Annotated in this window: 16 protein-coding genes; 13 read left to right on the top strand and 3 right to left on the bottom strand. The window is 68.1% G+C overall.

All coding sequences use genetic code 11. The features are described 5' to 3' along the window. The first annotated feature begins 4 nt into the window (after positions 1–4). The 8 genes from ACZYYX_RS12425 to nuoN are packed head-to-tail and all read left to right on the top strand — an operon-like array spanning position 5 to position 10,291. Positions 5–2,422 (top strand): NADH-quinone oxidoreductase subunit G, encoded by a 2,418-nt coding sequence (locus ACZYYX_RS12425; protein ID WP_463814665.1) that lies wholly within the window; start codon positions 5–7, stop codon positions 2,420–2,422. Continuing rightward, a complete protein-coding gene (gene nuoH / locus ACZYYX_RS12420) occupies positions 2,419–3,657 on the top strand; it encodes an NADH-quinone oxidoreductase subunit NuoH (RefSeq protein ID WP_463814664.1) in 1,239 nt (412 codons plus the stop codon). The genes ACZYYX_RS12425 and nuoH overlap by 4 nt, the downstream gene beginning before the upstream one ends. Then, a complete protein-coding gene (gene nuoI, locus ACZYYX_RS12415; RefSeq protein ID WP_463814663.1) occupies positions 3,650–4,207 on the top strand; it encodes an NADH-quinone oxidoreductase subunit NuoI in 558 nt (185 codons plus the stop codon). The genes nuoH and nuoI overlap by 8 nt, the downstream gene beginning before the upstream one ends. Continuing rightward, the gene (locus ACZYYX_RS12410; RefSeq protein WP_463814662.1) at positions 4,200–4,937 is read left to right on the top strand and encodes an NADH-quinone oxidoreductase subunit J; all 738 of its coding nucleotides are present in this window, start codon (positions 4,200–4,202) and stop codon (positions 4,935–4,937) included. The genes nuoI and ACZYYX_RS12410 overlap by 8 nt, the downstream gene beginning before the upstream one ends. Continuing rightward, positions 4,934–5,233, top strand: coding sequence for an NADH-quinone oxidoreductase subunit NuoK (nuoK, locus tag ACZYYX_RS12405; RefSeq protein ID WP_463814661.1), 300 nt, complete (start codon positions 4,934–4,936; stop codon positions 5,231–5,233). Before ACZYYX_RS12410 ends, nuoK begins: the two co-directional genes overlap by 4 nt. 2 nt (positions 5,234–5,235) lie before the next feature. Beyond that, complete coding sequence (nuoL, locus tag ACZYYX_RS12400; RefSeq protein WP_463814660.1) at positions 5,236–7,134, top strand: NADH-quinone oxidoreductase subunit L; 1,899 nt, start codon at positions 5,236–5,238, stop codon at positions 7,132–7,134. Continuing rightward, entirely contained in the window at positions 7,128–8,708 is a 1,581-nt protein-coding gene (locus tag ACZYYX_RS12395; RefSeq protein WP_463814659.1) for an NADH-quinone oxidoreductase subunit M, read from the top strand. Before nuoL ends, ACZYYX_RS12395 begins: the two co-directional genes overlap by 7 nt. Positions 8,709–8,716: 8 nt before the next feature. Continuing rightward, positions 8,717–10,291: an NADH-quinone oxidoreductase subunit NuoN gene (gene nuoN, locus ACZYYX_RS12390; RefSeq protein WP_463814889.1), complete on the top strand. Its 1,575-nt coding sequence runs from the start codon at positions 8,717–8,719 to the stop codon at positions 10,289–10,291. 18 nt (positions 10,292–10,309) lie between these two features. On the opposite strand, the gene ACZYYX_RS12385 is transcribed toward nuoN, so the two are convergent. After that, positions 10,310–10,912 carry a TetR/AcrR family transcriptional regulator C-terminal ligand-binding domain-containing protein gene (locus ACZYYX_RS12385; protein ID WP_463814658.1) on the bottom strand — a complete coding sequence of 201 codons (603 nt, stop codon included), beginning with the start codon at positions 10,910–10,912 and terminating at the stop codon, positions 10,310–10,312. Positions 10,913–10,978: 66 nt separating this feature from the next. Here ACZYYX_RS12385 and ACZYYX_RS12380 point away from each other — a divergent pair, with 66 nt between their 5' ends. Together ACZYYX_RS12380 and ACZYYX_RS12375 are read left to right on the top strand one after the other, a co-directional pair. Then, on the top strand, positions 10,979–12,139 hold the full coding sequence (locus ACZYYX_RS12380) for a phosphotransferase family protein (RefSeq protein WP_463814657.1): 1,161 nt from the start codon (positions 10,979–10,981) through the stop codon (positions 12,137–12,139). Beyond that, the gene (locus ACZYYX_RS12375) at positions 12,139–13,263 is read left to right on the top strand and encodes an Rv3169 family protein (RefSeq protein ID WP_463814656.1); all 1,125 of its coding nucleotides are present in this window, start codon (positions 12,139–12,141) and stop codon (positions 13,261–13,263) included. The genes ACZYYX_RS12380 and ACZYYX_RS12375 overlap by 1 nt, the downstream gene beginning before the upstream one ends. A 6-nt stretch (positions 13,264–13,269) precedes the next feature. Here the strand turns inward: ACZYYX_RS12375 and ACZYYX_RS12370 are convergent, their stop codons facing one another. Then, on the bottom strand, positions 13,270–14,739 hold the full coding sequence (locus ACZYYX_RS12370) for a flavin-containing monooxygenase (RefSeq protein ID WP_463814655.1): 1,470 nt from the start codon (positions 14,737–14,739) through the stop codon (positions 13,270–13,272). 198 nt (positions 14,740–14,937) lie between these two features. On the opposite strand from ACZYYX_RS12370, the gene ACZYYX_RS12365 reads away from it, so the two are divergent. From ACZYYX_RS12365 to ACZYYX_RS12355, 3 genes are read left to right on the top strand one after another with little or no spacing between them, the layout of a single operon-like run. Next, positions 14,938–16,134 (top strand): acyl-CoA dehydrogenase family protein, encoded by a 1,197-nt coding sequence (locus tag ACZYYX_RS12365; RefSeq protein ID WP_463814654.1) that lies wholly within the window; start codon positions 14,938–14,940, stop codon positions 16,132–16,134. Continuing rightward, positions 16,131–17,588 carry an aldehyde dehydrogenase family protein gene (locus tag ACZYYX_RS12360; protein WP_463814653.1) on the top strand — a complete coding sequence of 486 codons (1,458 nt, stop codon included), beginning with the start codon at positions 16,131–16,133 and terminating at the stop codon, positions 17,586–17,588. Before ACZYYX_RS12365 ends, ACZYYX_RS12360 begins: the two co-directional genes overlap by 4 nt. Next, complete coding sequence (locus ACZYYX_RS12355) at positions 17,585–18,691, top strand: CaiB/BaiF CoA transferase family protein (protein ID WP_463814652.1); 1,107 nt, start codon at positions 17,585–17,587, stop codon at positions 18,689–18,691. Before ACZYYX_RS12360 ends, ACZYYX_RS12355 begins: the two co-directional genes overlap by 4 nt. On the opposite strand, the gene ACZYYX_RS12350 is transcribed toward ACZYYX_RS12355, so the two are convergent. Further along, the gene (locus ACZYYX_RS12350; protein WP_463814651.1) at positions 18,658–20,154 is read right to left on the bottom strand and encodes a PucR family transcriptional regulator; all 1,497 of its coding nucleotides are present in this window, start codon (positions 20,152–20,154) and stop codon (positions 18,658–18,660) included. The two genes, ACZYYX_RS12355 and ACZYYX_RS12350, sit on opposite strands and share 34 nt — an antisense overlap. Between the last annotated feature and the right edge of the window lie 21 nt (positions 20,155–20,175).

Below are 20,175 nucleotides of genomic sequence, written 5' to 3'. Positions count from 1 at the left end.
TCATATGACGCTGGCTGAGCACAGTCACGATGCCCCGGCGGTCGAGATGGTCACACTCACCATCGACGACGCCAAAATCAGCGTGCCGAAGGGCACGTTGGTGATCCGTGCGGCCGAGCTGATGGGCGTGCAGATCCCCCGCTTCTGCGACCATCCCCTGCTCGACCCCGTCGGCGCATGCCGGCAGTGCCTGGTCGAGGTCGAGGGTCAGCGAAAGCCGTTGGCCTCGTGCACCACGACGGTCTCCCCCGACATGGTGGTGCGCACCCAGTTCACCTCGGAGGCGGCCGACAAGGCGCAGCACGGGGTGATGGAACTGCTGCTGATCAACCACCCGCTGGACTGTCCGATCTGCGACAAGGGCGGCGAGTGCCCACTCCAGAACCAGGCGATGTCGCACGGCCGCAGCGAAACTCGCTTCTCCGACGTCAAGCGCACGTTCCCGAAGCCGATCGCGATCTCGTCGGAAGTGCTGCTCGACCGCGAGCGCTGCGTCCTGTGTGCCCGCTGCACCCGGTTCTCCGATCAGATCGCCGGCGACCGCTTCATCGACCTGCTCGAGCGTGGGGCGAGCCAACAGGTCGGCATCGCCACCGGCGAACCGTTCCAGTCGTACTTCTCCGGTAACACGGTGCAGATCTGCCCGGTCGGCGCGCTGACGGGCACCGCCTACCGGTTCCGGGCTCGGCCGTTCGACCTGGTGTCCAGCCCGAGTGTCTGCGAACACTGCGCCTCGGGGTGTGCGCAGCGCACCGACCATCGGCGCGGAAAAGTGTTGCGACGCCTCGCCGGTGACGATCCCGAGGTCAACGAGGAGTGGAACTGCGACAAGGGCCGCTGGGCGTTCACCTACGCCACGGTCGCTGATCGCATCACCACGCCGCTGATGCGCGAGGACGGTGTCCTGCGCCCTGCGTCGTGGTCCGAGGCCCTCAGCGTGACGGCAGGCAGGCTCGCCGCGGCGCAGGGCCGCGCCGGGGTACTCGTCGGTGGCCGCTGCACGGCTGAGGACGCCTACACCTACGCGAAGTTCACCCGGATCGTGCTGGCCAGCAACGACATCGACTTCCGCGTCCGCCCGCATAGCGACGAGGAGACGGCCTTCCTGGGCGCCCATGTCGCCGGCCTTCCGATGGACGTCACCTACTCCGACCTGGAGAAGGTGCCGGTCGTCCTGCTCGCCGGCTTCGAGCCAGAAGACGAGTCGCCGATCGTGTTCCTGCGGCTGCGCAAGGCGGTCCGCAAGCGTGGCCTGCGGGTGCTGTCGGTGGCACCGTTCGCCTCGCGCGGTCTGCACAAACTGTCCGGCGAGCTTGTGCCCGCCGTGCCGGGCGGTGAAGCCGCCGCGCTCGACGGGCTGGCCGGCAACGAGCTGGTGTCGATGCCCGGCGCGCTGATCCTGGTCGGTGAACGGCTCGCCGCCGCACCCGGCGCGCTCTCGGCGGCCGCACGGCTGGCGGCGAGCACCGGGGCGCGGCTGGCGTGGGTGCCGCGCCGGGCCGGTGACCGCGGCGCCGTGGACGCCGGAGCGCTACCCACCCTTCTGCCCGGTGGCCACCCGGTGCGCGACGACGCCGCACGGACTCTGATGGCGACGGCGTGGAACGTCGACGCGCTGCCCGCACAGCCGGGACGCGACACCACCGGGATACTGGCGGCCGCCGCAGCCGGTGACCTCGATGCGCTGCTGATCGGTGGCGTCGACCTCGACGACCTTCCTGATCCCGCGGCCGCGCGCGCCGCGCTCGACGCGGCGCCGTTCGTCGTCAGCCTGGAGATGCGCCACAGCGCCGTCACCGACCGAGCCGACGTGGTGTTCCCCATCGCGCCGGTTGTGGAGAAGGCAGGTTCGTTCGTCAACTGGGAGGGCCGGATTCGCCCCTTCGAAGCCGCGCTGCAGACCAACGCGCTGTCCGATTTCCGGGTGCTCGGTTTCCTCGCCGACGAGCTCGGAATCGACCTGGGCACCCCGTCGGCGGCAGCCGTCGCAGCGGATCGGGCCCGCGTCGGGCTCTGGTCGGGCGCCCGCGCCGGTGCCGAAGGACCGAGTGCGGAGCAGCCGTCGGAACCGGCCGCCGGGCAGGCGGTCCTCGCGACGTGGCGGCTGCTGCTCGACCAGGGGCGGTTACAGGACGGCGAACCCCATCTCGCGGGCACCGCGCACGCGGCCGTGGCACGGATGTCCGCGGCGACGGCCGCCGAGATCGGCGCGCGGACAGACGATCTCGTGACCGTGTCGACCGAACGCGGTGCGATCACGCTCCCATTGGTGGTGACCGAGATGGCCGACCGGGCGGTGTGGTTGCCGACGAACTCGCCCGGCTGCGCCGTGCACGCGACGTTGGGCGTGACGTCGGGGGCTCTTGTGTCTATCTCGCGGGCGTCTGTCTCGCGGATGCCGATCGGACGGGAGCTGTCGTGACGTACCCCGATCCCACACTGTTCGGCCACGATCCGTGGTGGCTGATCCTGGCGAAGTCGCTCGGCATCTTCGTGTTCCTGCTGCTGACGGTGCTCACCGCCATCCTGTTGGAGCGAAAGATCCTGGGCCGCATGCAGATGCGGTTGGGCCCCAACCGGGTGGGGCCGGGCGGGCTGCTGCAGTCGCTGGCCGACGGGGTGAAACTCGCGCTGAAGGAAGGTCTCATCCCGACCGGGGTGGACAAGTGGATCTATCTGGCCGCGCCGGTCATCTCGGTGATCCCCGCGTTCATGGCGTTCGCGGTGATCCCGATGGGCGGCGAGGTGTCGGTGTTCGGGCACCGCACTGCGCTGCAGTTGACGGACCTGCCGGTGGCGGTGCTCTACATCCTCGCCGTCACCTCGATCGGCGTGTACGGCATCGTGTTGGCGGGTTGGGCATCCGGCTCGGTGTACCCCCTGCTGGGCGGGCTGCGCTCGTCGGCGCAGGTGGTCTCGTACGAGATCGCGATGGCGCTGTCGTTCGCCGCGGTGTTCATCTACTCGGGCACCATGTCGACGTCGGGCATCGTCGCCGCGCAGGAGAACACCTGGTTCGTGTTCCTGCTGCTGCCGTCGTTCCTGGTCTATCTGACCTCGATGGTGGGCGAAACCAACCGCGCGCCTTTCGATCTGCCGGAGGCCGAGGGCGAACTCGTCGGCGGCTTCCACACCGAGTACTCGTCGCTGAAATTCGCGATGTTCATGCTTGCCGAGTACGTGAACATGACCACGGTGTCGGCGTTGGCCACCACCCTGTTCCTCGGCGGCTGGCATGCGCCGTGGCCGCTGAGCCTCGCCGACGGCGCCAATTCCGGGTGGTGGCCGCTGCTGTGGTTCACCGCCAAGGTCTGGGTGTTCCTGTTCGTGTTCATGTGGCTGCGCGCGACGCTGCCCCGGCTGCGGTACGACCAGTTCATGGCCCTGGGTTGGAAGATCCTGATTCCGGTGTCGCTGGCGTGGATCATGGTCGTCGCCGTCACCCGGTCCCTCGGCGACGAGGGTCTGCCGACGTGGGTGACGGCATTGATCGGACTCGCCGCGGTCGTGCTCGCTGCGCTGGCGAGGTTCGCGTGGCAATCCCGGCGTGCGCGCCGGGAGGCATCCTTCCCCACCCCTGTCCCCCCGCCGGTGTCCGGCGCCTTCCCGGTGCCTCCGATGCCTTCGATCTCCCAGAAGGAGCGAGCCGATGCCTAAGTTCCTCGACGCGATCGCAGGATTCGGCGTCACCTTCGGGTCGATGTTCAAAAAGCCTGTCACCGAGCAGTATCCGGAGAAGCCGGGACCAGTTGCGAAGCGCTACCACGGCCGCCATCAGCTGAACCGCTACGCCGACGGTCTCGAGAAGTGCATCGGGTGTGAGCTGTGCGCGTGGGCCTGTCCGGCCGACGCGATCTTCGTGGAGGGTGCGGACAACACCGAGGAGGAGAGGTTCTCCCCCGGCGAGAGGTACGGCCGCGTCTATCAGATCAACTATCTGCGGTGCATCGGCTGCGGGCTGTGCATCGAGGCGTGCCCGACCCGCGCGCTGACGATGACCAACGACTACGAGCTGGCCGACGACAACCGGTCCGATCTGATCTACGGCAAGGACAAACTGCTCGCGCCGCTGAGCGCCGGCATGGAGGCACCACCGCATCCGATGGCTCCGGGCAGCACCGACGAGGACTACTACCTGGGCCATATCGAAGGCAACATCATCGAAGGCAACGTCACTGGAGACGCGGTGAGGGGCCGGCATGGGTGAGGCGGTGCTGTTCTGGATTTTCGGCGCGGTCGCGGTGATCGGTGCACTCGGGGTCGTGTCGGCACCGAAGGCCGTCTACTCTGCGATCTCCCTCGCCGTCACGATGATCGCGCTGGCGGTGCTCTACATCGCGCAGGACGCCCCGTTCCTCGGCGTCGTGCAGGTGGTCGTGTACACGGGCGCGGTGATGATGCTGTTCCTGTTCGTGCTGATGCTGATCGGCGTGGACTCCTCGGAGTCGCTGGTGGAGACGCTGCGCGGGCAGCGCATCGCGGCGATCGCGGTCGGTGTCGGCTTCGGCGTGCTGCTGATCGCCGGGATCGGCACGGTGTCGACGACCGGTTTCACCGGCCTGGCGCAAGCGAATGCGAACGGGAACGTCGAAGGCCTCGCTGTCCTGCTGTTCACCACGTATCTGTGGGCGTTCGAACTGACAGGCGCACTCCTCATCACGGCTGCGCTCGGGGCGATGGTGTTGGCGCATCGGGAGCGGTTCGAGCGCCGGAAGACGCAGCGAGAGCTCGCGATCGAGCGGTTCGCACCGGGCGGGCATCCCACAACGCTGCCCAATCCCGGCGTCTACGCCCGGCACAACGCGGTCGACGTTCCCGCGCGCCTGCCCGACGGGCGCGGGTCGGAGCTGTCGGTCAGCGCGATCCTGCAGCTGCGTCCCGTCCCCACCGACAACGGGTCGACCGAGCCGACCGACGGCCGCCGGGAGCTGCGATGAGCCCGGACCACTATCTCTATCTGTCGGCCCTGCTGTTCACCATCGGCGCGGCCGGAGTTCTGTTGCGCCGCAACGCCATCGTGATGTTCATGTGCGTGGAGCTGATGCTCAACGCCGGCAACCTGGCGTTCGTCACGTTCTCCCGCATCCACGGCACTCTCGACGGACAGGTGGTGGCGTTCTTCACGATGGTGGTCGCTGCCTGTGAGGTCGTGATCGGGTTGGCGATCATCATGACGATCTTCCGGACGCGACGGTCGGCGAATGTGGACGACGCGAGCCTGCTGAGGAATTAGCGATGACACTTCCCGTGTGGCTGCTCATCGCCCTGCCGCTGGGCGGCGCGGCGGTCCTGTTGCTCGGCGGTCGTCGCACCGACCGGTGGGGGCATCTCTTGGGCACGGCCGCGGCGCTCGCGTCGTTCGTCTGCGGCGCGGTGCTGTTCACCGACATGGTCAACAGTCACCCCGAGGACCGCCTCGTCCACGAGGCTCTGTTCAGCTGGGTACCCGTCGGTGCGCTGAGGGTGGACTTCGGGTTGCAGCTCGATCAGCTGTCGATGTGCTTCGTGCTGCTGATCACCGGTGTCGGCTCGCTGATCCACATCTATTCGATCGGCTACATGAAAGAGGACGTCGGTCGCAGACGGTTCTTCGCCTACCTCAACCTGTTCCTGTCGGCCATGTTGCTTCTGGTTCTCGCCGACAACTACCTCGGCCTGTACATGGGTTGGGAGGGCGTCGGTCTGGCGTCCTATCTGCTGATCGGTTTCTGGTCGCACAAGCCGTCGGCTGCCACCGCGGCCAAGAAGGCGTTCGTCGTCAACCGGGTCGGTGACATCGGCCTCGCGGTGGCGCTGATGGTGATGTTCGCGTCGATCGGCGCCGTCTCGTTCGCCGAAGTGTTCGACGCCGCACCGCAACTCACGCAAGGCACGCTGACCGCGATCGGCCTGATGCTGCTGCTCGCCGCATGCGGTAAGTCGGCGCAGGTGCCGCTGCAGTCGTGGCTCGGCGATGCGATGGAGGGTCCGACCCCGGTGTCGGCGCTCATCCACGCGGCCACCATGGTCACCGCCGGCGTGTATCTGATCGTTCGGTCGGCACCGGTGTACGACCTCGCGCCGCACGCACAGACGGCGGTGGTGGTCGTCGGCGCCGTCACCCTGCTGTTCGGCGCGGTCATCGGCTGCGCCAAGGACGACATCAAGAAGGCGCTCGCGGCGTCGACGATGAGCCAGATCGGTTACATGGTGCTGGCTGCCGGCCTCGGCCCGGCCGGCTACGCGTTCGCGATCATGCATCTGCTCACCCACGGCTTCTTCAAGGCCGGCCTGTTCCTCGGCGCCGGCTCGGTCATGCACGCGATGGACGACGAGGTGAACATGCGCCGCTACGGCGGTCTGCGCACCGCGCTGCCGATCACGTTCGCCACCTTCGGTCTCGGCTATCTCGCGATCATCGGCATTCCCCCGCTGGCCGGTTTCTTCTCCAAGGACGGCATCATCGAGGCCGCCCTCGGCGCCGGCGGCGCGAAGGGCGTGATCCTCGGCGGGGCAACGATCCTGGGCGCCGGGATCACCGCGTTCTACATGACGCGCGTGATGTTGATGACGTTCTTCGGGGAGAAGCGCTGGGCCGAGCACGGAACGACGGGGGAACAGAGGCATCCGCATGAGTCGCCCGCGGTGATGACGTGGCCGATGATCCTGCTCGCGATCGGATCGGTGGGCGCGGGTGCCGCGCTGGCGATCGGCGGCACGCTGGAGCACTGGCTGGAACCCGTGGTCGGCGCGCACGAGGTGCACCATGTGCTGCCAGTGTGGGTGGTCACCGTGACCGTGCTGGCCGTCGTGGCGGTCGGCATCGCGATCGCTTACCGGATGTACGGGACCCGCGCGGTGCCCGACGTCGCACCGGAGGGCTCGGCACTGACGGTCGCGGCGCGGCGCGACCTGTACGGCGACGCGTTCAACGAACGCGCGCTGATGGCGCCGGGCGCGCAATTGACCAGGGGGCTCACCGAACTGGACGACGAGGTGGTCGACGGCGCCGCGGGCGGGTTGGCCGCCGCGATCAGCCGGGTCTCGGACGGCCTGCGCGGTGTGCAGACGGGCTTCGCCCGCTCCTACGCGTTGTCCATGCTCGCCGGCGCGACGTTCGTCGTCGCCCTGATCCTGGCGGTGAACCTGTGGTGACATCCGTGCCGTGGCTGACGGTCCTGTGGGCGGTCCCGATGGTGGGCGCGGTGGTGGTCATGCTGCTGCCCGCGGCGGCGCGTTCGCTGGCGAAGTGGGTCGCCCTGGCGGTGGCGCTGGTCGTCCTCGCGGTCACCGCAGTCGTCGCGATCGGCTTCGATCCCGCCGGCGAGCAGTACCAGTTCGTCGAGAACTACCGCTGGATACCGTCTTTCGGGACCGGATACATCCTCGGTGTCGACGGCATCGCGCTGGCCCTGGTCGTGCTCACCGCGGTGCTGGTTCCCCTGCTGATCGTCGCCGGCTGGAACGACGCCGGCGATCGGATCAGCTGGGGTGGTCGTTCCGTGCACGTCTACTTCGCGCTCACGCTGGCCGTCGAGGGCATGGTGCTGATCTCGCTGGTCTCGCTGGACATCCTGCTGTTCTACGTGTTCTTCGAGGCGATGCTGATCCCGATGTACTTCCTCATCGGTGGGTTCGGCGGCCGCGAGCGTAGTAAGGCGGCGGTCAAGTTCCTGCTGTACAACCTCTCCGGCGGCCTGATCATGCTCGCCGCCGTCGTGGGCCTCTACGTCGCGACGGCGTCGAGCGATGCGTTCGACGCCGGCACCTTTGACCTGCGAGCGATCGTCGCCGCGGTCGCCAGTGGTGACTTCGTGATGAACCCGGTGATCATGCACCTGCTGTTCGGCGGTTTCATGTTCGCATTCGCGATCAAGGCGCCGCTGTGGCCGCTGCACCGCTGGCTGCCCGACGCCGCCGTCGAGGCCACTCCGGCGAGCGCGGTGCTGATGATGGCGATCATGGACAAGGTCGGCACCTTCGGCATGATCCGGTACTGCCTCACTCTGTTCCCGGACTCTGCAACCTATTTCAGCCCGCTGATCATCACGTTGGCGGTGATCGGCATCATCTACGGCGCGGTCGTCGCGATCGGGCAGACCGATGTGATGAGGCTGATCGCCTACACGTCGATCTCGCACTTCGGCTTCATCATCCTCGGCATCTTCGTGATGACCAGCCAGGGTCAGGCCGGGTCGACGCTGTACATGGTCAACCACGGCATCTCGACGGCCGCACTGTTCCTGATCGCCGGGTTCCTGGTGTCGCGCCGGGGTTCCCGCCTCATAAACGCCTACGGCGGGGTGCAGAAGGTCGCTCCGGTGCTTGCCGGCACCTTCCTGGTGGCGGGCCTTGCCACGCTGTCGTTACCGGGTCTGGCGCCGTTCATCAGTGAATTCCTGGTGCTGATCGGCACATTCACCCGCTATCCGGTGTTCGGCGTGCTGGCCGCGAGCGCGCTCGTGCTCTCCGCGATCTACATACTGTGGACCTATCAACGCATGATGACCGGGCCCACCCCGGAGGCGTTGGCGCAGGGCGAGTCTCGGGTCACCGACCTGCGGCCCCGGGAACTCGCGGTCGTCGCACCGCTGCTCGCGCTGCTGCTGGTCCTCGGGGTGTATCCCAAGCCCGCGCTCGACGTCATCGATCCCGCGGTGACGCACACGCTCACCACGATCGACCGGCCGGATCCGGTACCTCGGACGGCGGAAGGACCGGTGCGATGACAGGTGCGATGGACATGCCCACCCCGTCGGTCGAGTACAGCCTGATCGCACCGATGCTGATCGTCTTCGGCGCGGCGGTGCTCGGCGTCCTGCTGGAAGCGCTTCTGCCGCGCCAGCATCGCTATCGCGCGCAGATCGCGCTGAGCCTGGTGGCACTCGTCGGCGCGTTCGTCGCAGTCGTCTTGGTGGCGCGAGGCATCGGCGGCGGCAACGGCTTTCCCGCTGTCATGGGCGCGGTGTCGATCGACAAACCTGCGGTGTTCCTGCAGGGCACCATCCTGCTGGTCGCGGTGCTCGGGGTCCTGCTGATCGGTGAGCGCCGGATCGCGGTGCCCGATCGGGCCGATCCGGGTGACGGGCTGGACGCGTTCACCGCGCAGGCCTCGGCGATCGCCGGCAGCGTGGTCGAGAAGCAGGCGACCGCAGCGGGTGTCGTCCAGACCGAGGTGTTCCCGTTGACGATGTTCGCCGTCGGCGGGATGCTGCTGTTCCCCGTGGCCGACGACCTGCTGACGATGTTCATCGCGCTCGAGGTTCTGTCGCTGCCGCTGTACCTGCTGTGCGGGCTGGCACGCCGGCGGCGGCTGCTGTCGCAGGAATCGTCGCTGAAGTACTTCCTGCTGGGCGCGTTCTCGTCGGCGTTCTTCCTCTACGGCGCGGCCATGCTCTACGGCTACGCGGGCACTCTGTCGCTCCCCGGGATCGCCGACGCGGTGTCCGCGGACCAGGGCAGCCGTTCGCTCGCACTGGTCGGCATCGCCCTGCTACTGGTCGGGGTGCTGTTCAAAGTCGGCGCGGTGCCGTTCCATTCTTGGATTCCCGACGTCTACCAGGGCGCGCCGACACCGATCACGGCGTTCATGGCGGCGGCCACCAAGATCGCCGCGTTCGGCGCCATGCTACGGGTGTTCTCGGTGGCTCTGCCCGGGCTGCATGATGATTGGCGGCCGGTGCTGTGGGCGGTCGCTATCGCCACGATGGCGGTGGGCACCATCACGGCAGTCACGCAGAACGACGTGAAGCGCATCCTGGCCTACTCGGCCGTCGCGCACAGTGGGTTCATCCTGACCGGTGTGGTCGCCGGTACGGAGACGGGCCTGTCCGCGACGCTGTTCTATCTGTTCGCCTACGGGTTCTCCACGGTCGGCGCGTTCGCGGTGGTCAGTCTGGTGCGTGATGCCGACGGTGAGGAGGACACCGCGCTGGCCCGGTGGGCCGGGCTGGGCAAGCGGTACCCATTGGTGGGCATCGTGTTCTCGCTGTTCCTGTTGGCGTTCGCCGGGATTCCGCTCACGAGTGGGTTCGTCAGCAAGTTCGCGGTGTTCAAGGCGGCCGGCGAGGGCGGGGCCATCCCACTGGTGGTGGTCGGTGTGATCGCGAGTGCCATCGCGGCGTACTTCTACGTGCGGGTGATCGTGTTGATGTTCTTCACCGACCGCCCGGACGACGCCCCGATTGTCGTGGTGCCGAGCGTGCTGACGACGGGTGTGGTCGCGGTGACCGCGGTCGTGACATTGCTGCTCGGCGCGCTGCCGCAACCGCTGCTCGACATCGTCGACGCGGCGGGCCGATTCCTGCCCTGACGGCCGCGATCGCCGAAGCTAGGCGACCACTCCATGCAGGAGGATCGAGGTGGTGCTCTCCACCCACGCCGGGCTCGCCAGGTAGTCGGGCGCCTGCAGCATCGCCAACATCGTTGCGCCGCCGATCAGATGGACCAACCCGTCGGGGTCGATGTCCTCGCGGACCTCGCCGCGCTCCACGGCGTCCTGCAGCCGTGACCGCACCGCGTCGAACAGGCCTGTGAACCGCGCGCTGACGCGGCCCAGCAGCGCGGGGTCGGCCGACACGTCGGAGATCAGCCCGGGCAGCGCGGCTGCGACGACCGGGCTGGTGAACACGTCACGCGCAGCCGTCACCATGGCCCGCAGATCGGCGGCGATGTCGCCTGGCGGTGTGTCGATCGCCGTGGGCGTCACCGGGAAGACCGCCTCATGGATGAGCTCCGCCTTGCTGGACCACCGGCGGTAGAGCGCGGTCTTGGTGGTCCCCGCGCGTTCCGCGACGGCCGCCATCGTCACGTTGGGATAGCCGATTTCGACCAGCAGATCGGCAGTGGCACGCAGAATGGCAGCGTCGATGCGGGGGTCGCGCGGACGTCCGGCGCCCGGGGGCTTGTCAGCCGGGGGCAGGTCTGCTTTCATAACGCTACCCACCGTAACGTATTCGGGGTGCCGCGGCGTCGGATCCGTGGCGGGAAGGACATTCTCGTGCCCAGCCACACCACCCCCGCCACTGGCGGTGACCCCGCAGTCGAAGACGTCGACCGGCTCCAGCGGTCCAGCCGCGACCTGGCCGACGTGCCTGCCACGCTGTCGCGATGGTTGTCGTCACTGATGCCCGACACCACGCCAGAGATCACCGTCGACAGCGGCATCGACGCCAACGGGATGTCGTCGGAGACCATCCTGCTGTCGGGCCGCTGGATGCAGGGCGGCACTCAGGTCGAGCAGCGCTGGGTCGCCCGCGTCGCACCCTCAGACGCCGACGTTCCCGTGTTCGAGCACTATCGGCTCGACCACCAGCACGAGGTCATCCGGCTGGTCGGCGAACTGACCGACGTGCCGGTGCCGCAGGTGCGCTGGCTCGAACCGAGCGGAGACGTCCTCGGACGGCCCTTCTTCCTGATGGACCGCGTCGACGGGATCGTGCCTCCCGATGTCATGCCGTACACGTTCGGCGACAATTGGCTGTTCGACGCCGACCCCGCGCAGCAGCGCCGCCTCCAGGACGAGACCATCGCGGTGCTGGCGAAGCTGCATGCGATTCCGAACGCGCAGGCCACATTCGGCTTCCTGCAGGACAGCGACCCGCCCGGCGAGACGGCGCTGCACCGGCACTTCGGGTGGCTGAAGAACTGGTATGAGTTCAGCGTGCCCGACATCGGCCGCGCACCCCTGGTCGAACGTGCGCTGGCGTGGCTCGACGACAACTTCCCCGAGGACGTCGCAGCCACCGAATCCGTTCTGGTGTGGGGCGATTCGCGCATCGGCAACGTGATGTACCGCGACTTCTCCCCCGTCGCCGTCCTCGACTGGGAGATGGCCACCGTCGGTCCCCGCGAGTTCGACGTCGCATGGCTGTCGTTCGCGCACATGGTGTTCCAAGAGCTCACCAAACTCGCCGGCCTGCCCGGGATGCCGGATTTCCTGGCAGACGAGGACATCCGTGCCACCTATCGCGAGCTCACCGGCGTCGAGATCGGCGATCTGCGCTGGTTCCACGTCTACTCCGCAGTGGTCTGGTGCTGTGTGTTCATGCGTACCGGGGCGCGGCGCGTGCACTTCGGCGAGATCGAGAAACCCGCCGACGTCGAATCGCTGTTCTACCACGCGTCGCTGCTCAAAAAACTGTTAGGAGACACGGTCTGATGCTCGGACCCATGGACGAATATCCGGTACACCAGGTTCCGCAGCCGATCGCGTGGCCCGGGTCCTCGGACCGCAACTTCTACGACCGGTCCTACTTCAACGCCCACGACCGCACGGGCGACATCTTCCTCATCAGCGGTATCGGCTACTACCCCAACCTCGGGGTGAAGGACGCTTTCCTCTTGGTGAGGCGCGGGGACACCCAGACCGCCGTCCATCTCTCCGACGCCATCGACCAGGACCGACTCAACCAGAACGTCGGCGCCTACCGCGTCGAGGTGATCGAGCCGTTGCGGAAGCTGCGCATCGTCTGCGACGAGACCGAGGGCATCGCAGCCGATCTCACGTGGGAGGGACTGTTCGACGTCGTCCAGGAGCAGCCGCACATCATGCGCCGCGGCACCCGGGTCACGCTGGACGCGCAGCGCTTCGCCCAGGTGGGCACCTGGAGCGGGCAGCTGTCGATCGACGGTGAGGACATCGCCGTCGATCCCGCGCGCTGGATCGGCACCCGCGACCGCTCCTGGGGCATCCGCCCCGTCGGCGAGGCGGAGCCCCCGGGCCGCCCCGACGACCCGCCGTTCGAAGGCATGTGGTGGCTCTACGTGCCGATGGCATTCGACGACTTCGGGATCGTGATCATCATCCAGGAGGACCCGCAGGGCTTCCGCTCGGTCAACGACTGCACGCGCATCTGGAAGGACGGCCGTGTCGAGCAGCTCGGTTGGCCGCGGGTGAAGATCCACTACCGTTCCGGCACCCGCATTCCCACGGGTGCGACCATCGAGGCGACCGAAAGCGACGGCAGCGCTCTACATCTCGACGTCGAGTCGAAACTGCCGGTGCCGATCCACGTCGGCGGCGGCTACGGCGGTGACTCCGACTGGCTGCACGGCATGTGGAAGGGCGAACGCTTCACCGAGCGGCTCACCTACGACATGACCGATCCGGCGATCATCGGCCGGGCCGGCTTCGGGGTGATCGACCATGTCGGCCGTGCGGTGTGCCGGTACCCCAATGCGACAGACGGCACCGAGCGCGAGGGGTGGGGCCTGTTCGAACACGGCGCGCTCGGCCGCCACGACCCGTCCGGCTTCGCCGACTGGCTCTCCGTCGCACCCTGACGCGGCTCAGGCGGGGTGGGGTTCGCGCACGGGCGCGCGGCCGAACACCATCGACTCCTCGATGCGGTCGAACCGGTGATCGATGACGTCGAGCACGTAGTTGTGCCGCACGTTCCACGGTCGGTGCGTGCCGGAACGAGGCAGCGCGTGCGGTGCGCGCTTGATGTAGCCGGCGTCCAGATCGAACGTCGGCTTCTCGGTGATCGGGGCGTTCCCGCGGTGCGGATAGGCGTGCGTGTAGCCGTGAGTTCGCATGTGCGCGATCAGCTTTGCCACAGCCTTGGCCGTCATGTCGGCACGCAACGTCCACGACGCGTTCGTGTAGCCGATGCACCACGCCATGTTGGGCAGGTCCTCGAGCAGGTACTCCTTGTAGACGAACCGATCGGTCGGCTCGATCTCCGCACCGTCGACCAGCACCCTGATGCCGCCGAGCGCCTGCAACTGCAGGCCCGTCGCGGTCACGATGATGTCGGCGTCCAGCCGCCTGCCGGAACGCAACACAATGCCGGTCTCGTCGACGTGGTCGATGGTGTCGGTGACCACCTCGGCCCGCCCCGCGCTGATGCGCTCGAACAGGTCGTGGTCGAGCACCAGGCACATCCGCTGATCCCACGGGTTGTAGCGCGGCTTGAAATGCACATCGACGTCGTAGCCGGGCGGAAGTGCCGCCACCGTGCGATTGCGGATCAGCCAGCGCCCGAACCGGGGCGCCTTGCGGAACATGAAGTACGTCAGGACGTGGAACAGCGCGTTGCGGAATCGCACCACCGAGTGCGACAGCCGGCGCGGGAGGAGCTTGCGGATCGCGTCGACCATCGGGTCGATCCGCGCCATCGACATCATGTAGGTGGGTGAGCGCTGCAGCATCGTGACGTGCGCGCACCTGTCGCTGAGCGCGGGGATCAGGCTGATCGCGGTGGCCCCGCTGCCGATCACCACCATCCGCTTGCCGGTCAGGTCGAGGTCCTCGGGCCAGAACTGCGGGTGGATCACCGGCCCGCCGAACGAGTCCAGACCGGCGATGTCGGGCCGATAGGGATCGTCGTAGCTGTAGTAACCGGTGCCACAGAACAGGAACCGCCCGCGGAACACGCGCTCCTGCCCGTGCTGCTGTGCCCGCACCGTCCAGGTGTCGCTGCCGGAGTCCCACTCGACCGAGGTGACGTGGGTGTCGAACTGGATGTGCCGGTCGATGCCGTGCTTTCGGGCGGTCTCGGCGAGGTACTCCCGGATGTGACCGCCGTCGGCGACGTTCTCCCGGCGGGTCCACGGCTCCCACGGGAACGACAGCGTGAAGATGTCGCTGTCGGAACGGATTCCGGGATAGCGGAACAGGTCCCACGTGCCCCCGATGCGGGAGCGTCGCTCGAGGATCGTGTATCGCACCCCGGGGTTGCGTTCCGCGATCCGATAGGCCGCGCCGATGCCGGAGATGCCGGCACCGATGATCACGACATCCGAGAAATCCTCCACCCGTACCTCCTGTGGTCCGCAGGCGTACCACCCACTCTAGGAGATCCAGACCACACCGCGGCGGCGATCTCCCGCAATACCGTCGAGCCATCCTGTACACGCAAGTCGCGGTGGATGTACATCCTGGACATGTACCACGGCGGCCGCGGTGTCTACCGTGGACTGCAGCGCGACCCTGAAGCCCCGAACGGAGTCCTCATGACCACCACCGCACCCGCTGCGAAGAAGAGCACCTACGCGCCGCTGGAGTTGTTCGACATCGCGCGCCTGCTCGACGACGAGGAGCGTGAGATCGCGGCGACGGTCCGCTCATTCGTCGACAAGACGCTGCGGCCCGAGGTCGAGAACTGGTTCGAGTCCGCGACGCTGCCCAAGGAGCTGGCCAAGGAATTCGGCAGCCTGGGGCTCCTGGGCATGCACCTCGACGGTTACGGCTGCGCAGGCACCAACGCGGTCAGCTACGGCCTGGCGTGCATGGAGCTCGAGGCCGGCGACAGCGGGTTCCGCAGCTTCGTCTCGGTCCAGGGATCGTTGTCGATGTTCTCGATCCACCGGTACGGCTCCGACGAGCAGAAGGACGAGTGGCTGCCCCGGCTCGCGACCGGGGATGCCGTCGGCTGCTTCGGTCTGACGGAACCGGACTTCGGCTCCAACCCGGCCGGCATGCGGACCCGAGCGCGCCGCGACGGTTCGGATTGGGTGCTCACCGGCACGAAGATGTGGATCACCAACGGCAACCTCGCCGACGTCGCGACCGTCTGGGCGCAGACCGACGACGGCATCCGCGGATTCCTGGTGCCCACCGACACCCCCGGGTTCACCGCGAACGCGATCCACCGCAAGCTCTCGCTGCGTGCGTCGGTGACCTCCGAGCTGGTGCTCGACGAGGTCCGCCTTCCTGCCTCGGCGCAGCTGCCGCATGCCAACGGTCTGGGCGCGCCGCTGTCGTGTCTCAACGAAGCCCGCTTCGGCATCGTGTTCGGTTCGCTCGGCGCGGCTCGCGACTGCCTGGAGACCGCCATCGCCTACACCCAGTCGCGCGACGTGTTCGACAGGCCGCTGTCGAGCTACCAGCTCACCCAGGAGAAGCTCGCCAACATGACGGTGGAGCTCGGCAAGGGCATGCTGCTGGCGCTGCACCTGGGCCGGATCAAGGACAGCGACGGTGTGGCGCCCGAGCAGATCAGCCTGGGCAAGCTCAACAACGTGCGCGAGGCGCTGGCCATCGCGCGGGAATGCCGAACCCTGTTGGGCGGCAGCGGGATCACGCTGGAGTACTCGCCCCTTCGCCATGCCAACAACCTCGAATCCGTGCTCACCTACGAGGGCACCTCGGAGATGCACATGCTCTCGATCGGCAAGGCGCTCACCGGGCACGCCGCGTTCAGGTCATGACCGCTGCGATCGAGCATCTGATCGCGGGACAGTGGGTTTCCGGCCGCGGTGAGAACATCCTCAGCGTGAACCCGGCCCGGCCTGACGTGGTGGTGGCCGAAGGACGCGCAGCCCTGGTCGCCGATGTCGACGCCGCGGTGGCCGCCGCCGCCGACGCTGCGAAGGCGTGGGCGGCGACACCGATCCATCGGCGCGGTGGGGTTCTGGTGGCCGCGGCCGACATCGTCGATGGCAACGCGGCCGCGTGGGGCCTCGAGCTCGCCGCCGAGGAAGGCAAGACGAAGGCCGAGGGCATCGGCGAGGTGCGCCGCGCGGCACAGATCTTGCGCTACTACGGCGCAGAGGGTGACCGGCAGGCCGGCGAGATCTACGCCTCCCCGCGAGCCGGCGAGCAGATTCTGGTGAGCCGCAAGCCGCTCGGCGTCGTCGCCTGCATCACGCCGTTCAACTTCCCCATCGCGATCCCGGCGTGGAAGATCGCTCCCGCGTTGGCGTTCGGGAACACGGTGGTGTGGAAGCCCGCCAGCACCGTGCCGCTGCTGGCGCTGCGACTGGCCGACGCGCTGACCTCAGCGGGATTGCCCGACGGCGTGCTCAACCTCCTGGTCGGCGAGTCCGACATCGGCGACGCACTGGTCCGCCACGCCGGCATCGACGCCATCACGTTCACCGGCTCCACCGCGGTCGGGCGGCGGATCGCCGCGGCGGCAGCCGGGCGCGGTGTCCCGGCGCAGGCCGAGATGGGCGGCAAGAATGCCGCGGTCGTGCTCGATGACGCCGACGTGGATCTCGCAGTGGAGCAGGTGCTGCTCGGCGCCTTCCGGTCCACCGGCCAGAAGTGCACCGCCACCTCACGATTGATCGTGACCGCCGGCGTCGCCGACCGATTCGTCGACGCGGTGTGCGAGCGGGCGGCGGCCCTGCGGGTGGGCGACCCCACCGAGGACGCCACCGAGATGGGACCGGTCGTCAGTGCCTCTGCGCAGCAGAGAATTTCAGCGGGCATCGCGACCGCCGCCGGGCAGGGCGCCATGGTGCTGACCGGCGGCACGCCGTACTCCGACACGCGCGCCGACGGCTACTTCGTCGCCCCCACGGTTCTCGAGCTGGGTGACGGAGATGCCGACGTGTGGACCGAGGAGTTGTTCGGACCCGTGCTGAGCGTCAAGCGGGCCACCGACGCCGACGAGGCGTTCGCGCTGGCCAACGACAGCGAGTTCGGGCTCTCGGCTGCGGTGTTCACCCAGGATCTCACCCGGGCGCTGCACGCGGTCGAGCACATCGACGTCGGTGTCCTGCACATCAATTCGGAGTCGGCCGGCGCCGATCCGCATGTGCCGTTCGGCGGGGCGAAGAAGAGTGGGCTCGGCCCCAAGGAGCAGGGCGTCGCCGCCCGGGACTTCTTCACCCACACCACCACCGTGTACCTGCGTGGCGGCAGGCCGCGCGCGTGACGCCGGGCGCACTGGACGGCGTCGTCGTCGTCGACTTCAGCCGCGTGCTGGCCGGCCCGTACGCGACCATGATGCTCGGCGATTTCGGCGCCGAAGTGATCAAGATCGAGCGCCCGCAGACCGGTGACGACACCCGTCACTGGGGTCCGCCGTATGACTCCAACGGTGTTGCAACGTATTACAGCTCCGTCAACCGCAACAAGCGATCCGTCGCACTCGACCTGACCGATCCCGCCGACCTGCAGCGCGCCCGTGACCTGGTCAGCAGGGCCGACATCGTGGTCGAGAACTTCCGCGCCGGGACCATGGAGAAACTGGGGTTGGGCTACGACGACGTGCGGGCGCTGCGCCCCGACGTCATCTACTGCTCGATCACCGGATTCGGGCGCGAAAAGGGAGCCGACCTCCCGGGATACGACCTGCTGCTGCAGGCCGTCGGCGGACTGATGAGCGTCACCGGCACCGAACCCGGCGATCCGACCAAAGTCGGGGTGGCGCTGGTGGATGTGCTCGCCGGCGTGCACGCACTCAGCGGAATCCTGGCCGCGTTGACCTACCGGGAGCGCACCGGCGAAGGCCAGCGGGTGGACACCAATTTGCTGTCGGTTCTGTTGTCCTCGTTGGTGAATCAAGCGTCGGGGTATGTCGGTGCCGGGGTGGTTCCGGGGATGATGGGCAATCGCCATCCCAGCGTCGCGCCCTATCAGACGTTCGACACCGCCGACCGGCCGATCGCCGTGGCCGTCGGCAACGACAAACAGTTCCGCGCCTTCGCCGCGGTGCTCGGCCAGGCGGACTGGGGTGAGGACCCGCGGTTCGCCACCAATCCCGCGCGTGTGCAGAACCGGGAGTTGTTGTGCGCCTTGATCGAAGATCAGTTGCGCCGGTCCGGAGCCGACCACTGGTACGCCGAGCTGACTGCAGCCGGTGTGCCTGCGGGCCCGATCAACGACGTGGCCGAGGCGTTCGCGTTCGCTGAGCGGCTGGGCCTGCACGCGACGGTGGCGATGCCCGACGGGGGCGCGCTCCAGGTCGCCAACCCGCTCACGTTGTCGGCCACCCCGGTCAGTTATCGATCGAGCCCTCCCCCACTGGGCGGCTGAGGCCTCTCGGACAGGAGCTTCCTGGCCCTGATCGCCAACCACAACCTCACCCTCGTATCCGCGTTGTCGAGATCGTCTCCCAGTAGCTCGGCGATGCGCCGCATCCGGTGACGAGTCGTGTGGCGATGTACACCTGTGGCGGTCGCGGCCGCCTCGAGGTGACCATTGTGTTGCAGGAACGCCTCCAATGTCGCCACCAGATCCGCGGTCAGCGGCGCCAAAGGCTCTGCCAGTAAAGCTATTTCGGGGTCGGTGCGACCCGCGAGGAGCACTCCGAGCGGTCCGAGATCGGCGAAGTCGCCCAGCGGTGTGCGGCCCGCGAGCCCGGCGACGCGCGCCTGCTCGAGGCCCACGGCGATGTCGGGCAGGAGCACCGGGGCGCTCACACCACCGGCGGGCGGGCGGCGCCCGCCCTCGGTCAGGCGAGCCCGGTCGGAACTGAGCACCACGATCACCAGTCCCCGATCCATCGGAGCCATCAGATACGGCCCCCTCGCAGCGAGCCGCCGCGCCCAGTCCTGCTGCGCGACCAGCAACGGCCCGACATCGGCGAGCAGCGCCAGGATCACCTCGTCGTGCGGCTCGAACCCGAAATAGCGCAGCACCCCGTCATCGACGATCCCGCCGCGCAACAGTTCTCGCGTCACCACCGTGCGCAGGCGCTGTTCGGCGTCGATGACACCGGCCGGCTTCTCCAGCGAAAGCGAGATCAGGGACACCGCATGCGCGACCAGGAGTCGATCGGAGTTCGACAGCGGCGCGAGGGTACGTACCGCCAATCGACCCCGGATCTGTTGGGCTGCTCGCAGATTCTGCACGGCGACATAGGCATCGGCATCAGCACTGACGTACGCGCCCCGACGTGGCGTGGAGGCCGACGTGTCGGCGGTCAGCGCCGCGATGAGCCGATCCTGCTCGGGTCCCGCGACCGCCAGCACGTTGCGATCGGCGCCGACGGCCAGGACGGCGCCGCCCAGCCACGCGGCCAGCGCATCGACCACTCCGGGTATACCCCCGCTCAGCGTCGCGCGGACGAGGATCTCCTGACCGTCCACCACTCGCTGGACGTCCCGCAGCTGGTCAGCCTGCAGCGCGTCGATCACGGTCTTGGTGATCGCGATGAAGGGCGTCGACGGCGGGACCTCGAGCACCGGCAGGCCCGCCCGGTTACCGGCTTCGAGCACGCCGGCGGGGATCTCGCTCAACGTCGTGCCGGTGTCGACAGCCAGCGCGGCGCTGCCCGCTGCGGCCAGCCGTGCCACGTACGCGGACTGCGCCGCGGCGTCGGCGCCGATGTTGATCCCGGTGGTCATCACGAGTTCACCGCCGGTGAGATACGGCGTAGGGTCGGCCAGTTCGATGGCGTGCGCCCATGCGATCGGCCGGTCGGCTGCGGCTTCACCCGCGACCAGGCGCACCCCGAGACGGCCGATGTCGGCCAGCTGCCGCGCGGTGATCGCCATCGAAGCAGTCTTATCCGAGAC

This window comes from Mycobacterium sp. IDUB_1 (assembly GCF_055419625.1).
Note: the sequence above shows the minus strand (reverse complement) of the source record. Positions and strands in the feature narration are given on the sequence as shown.

Excerpts from the sequence above, each read along its gene's own strand:
- nuoN (WP_463814889.1), top strand. The coding sequence starts at position 8,717 with ATGGACATGCCCACCCCGTCGGTCGAGTACAGCCTGATCGCACCGATG.
- ACZYYX_RS12385 (WP_463814658.1), bottom strand. The coding sequence starts at position 10,912 with ATGAAAGCAGACCTGCCCCCGGCTGACAAGCCCCCGGGCGCCGGACGT.
- nuoL (WP_463814660.1), top strand. The coding sequence starts at position 5,236 with ATGACACTTCCCGTGTGGCTGCTCATCGCCCTGCCGCTGGGCGGCGCG.
- ACZYYX_RS12375 (WP_463814656.1), top strand. The coding sequence starts at position 12,139 with ATGCTCGGACCCATGGACGAATATCCGGTACACCAGGTTCCGCAGCCG.
- ACZYYX_RS12350 (WP_463814651.1), bottom strand. The coding sequence starts at position 20,154 with ATGGCGATCACCGCGCGGCAGCTGGCCGACATCGGCCGTCTCGGGGTG.
- nuoI (WP_463814663.1), top strand. The coding sequence starts at position 3,650 with ATGCCTAAGTTCCTCGACGCGATCGCAGGATTCGGCGTCACCTTCGGG.
- ACZYYX_RS12360 (WP_463814653.1), top strand. The coding sequence starts at position 16,131 with ATGACCGCTGCGATCGAGCATCTGATCGCGGGACAGTGGGTTTCCGGC.
- ACZYYX_RS12365 (WP_463814654.1), top strand. The coding sequence starts at position 14,938 with ATGACCACCACCGCACCCGCTGCGAAGAAGAGCACCTACGCGCCGCTG.
- ACZYYX_RS12410 (WP_463814662.1), top strand. The coding sequence starts at position 4,200 with ATGGGTGAGGCGGTGCTGTTCTGGATTTTCGGCGCGGTCGCGGTGATC.
- ACZYYX_RS12425 (WP_463814665.1), top strand. The coding sequence starts at position 5 with ATGACGCTGGCTGAGCACAGTCACGATGCCCCGGCGGTCGAGATGGTC.
- nuoK (WP_463814661.1), top strand. The coding sequence starts at position 4,934 with ATGAGCCCGGACCACTATCTCTATCTGTCGGCCCTGCTGTTCACCATC.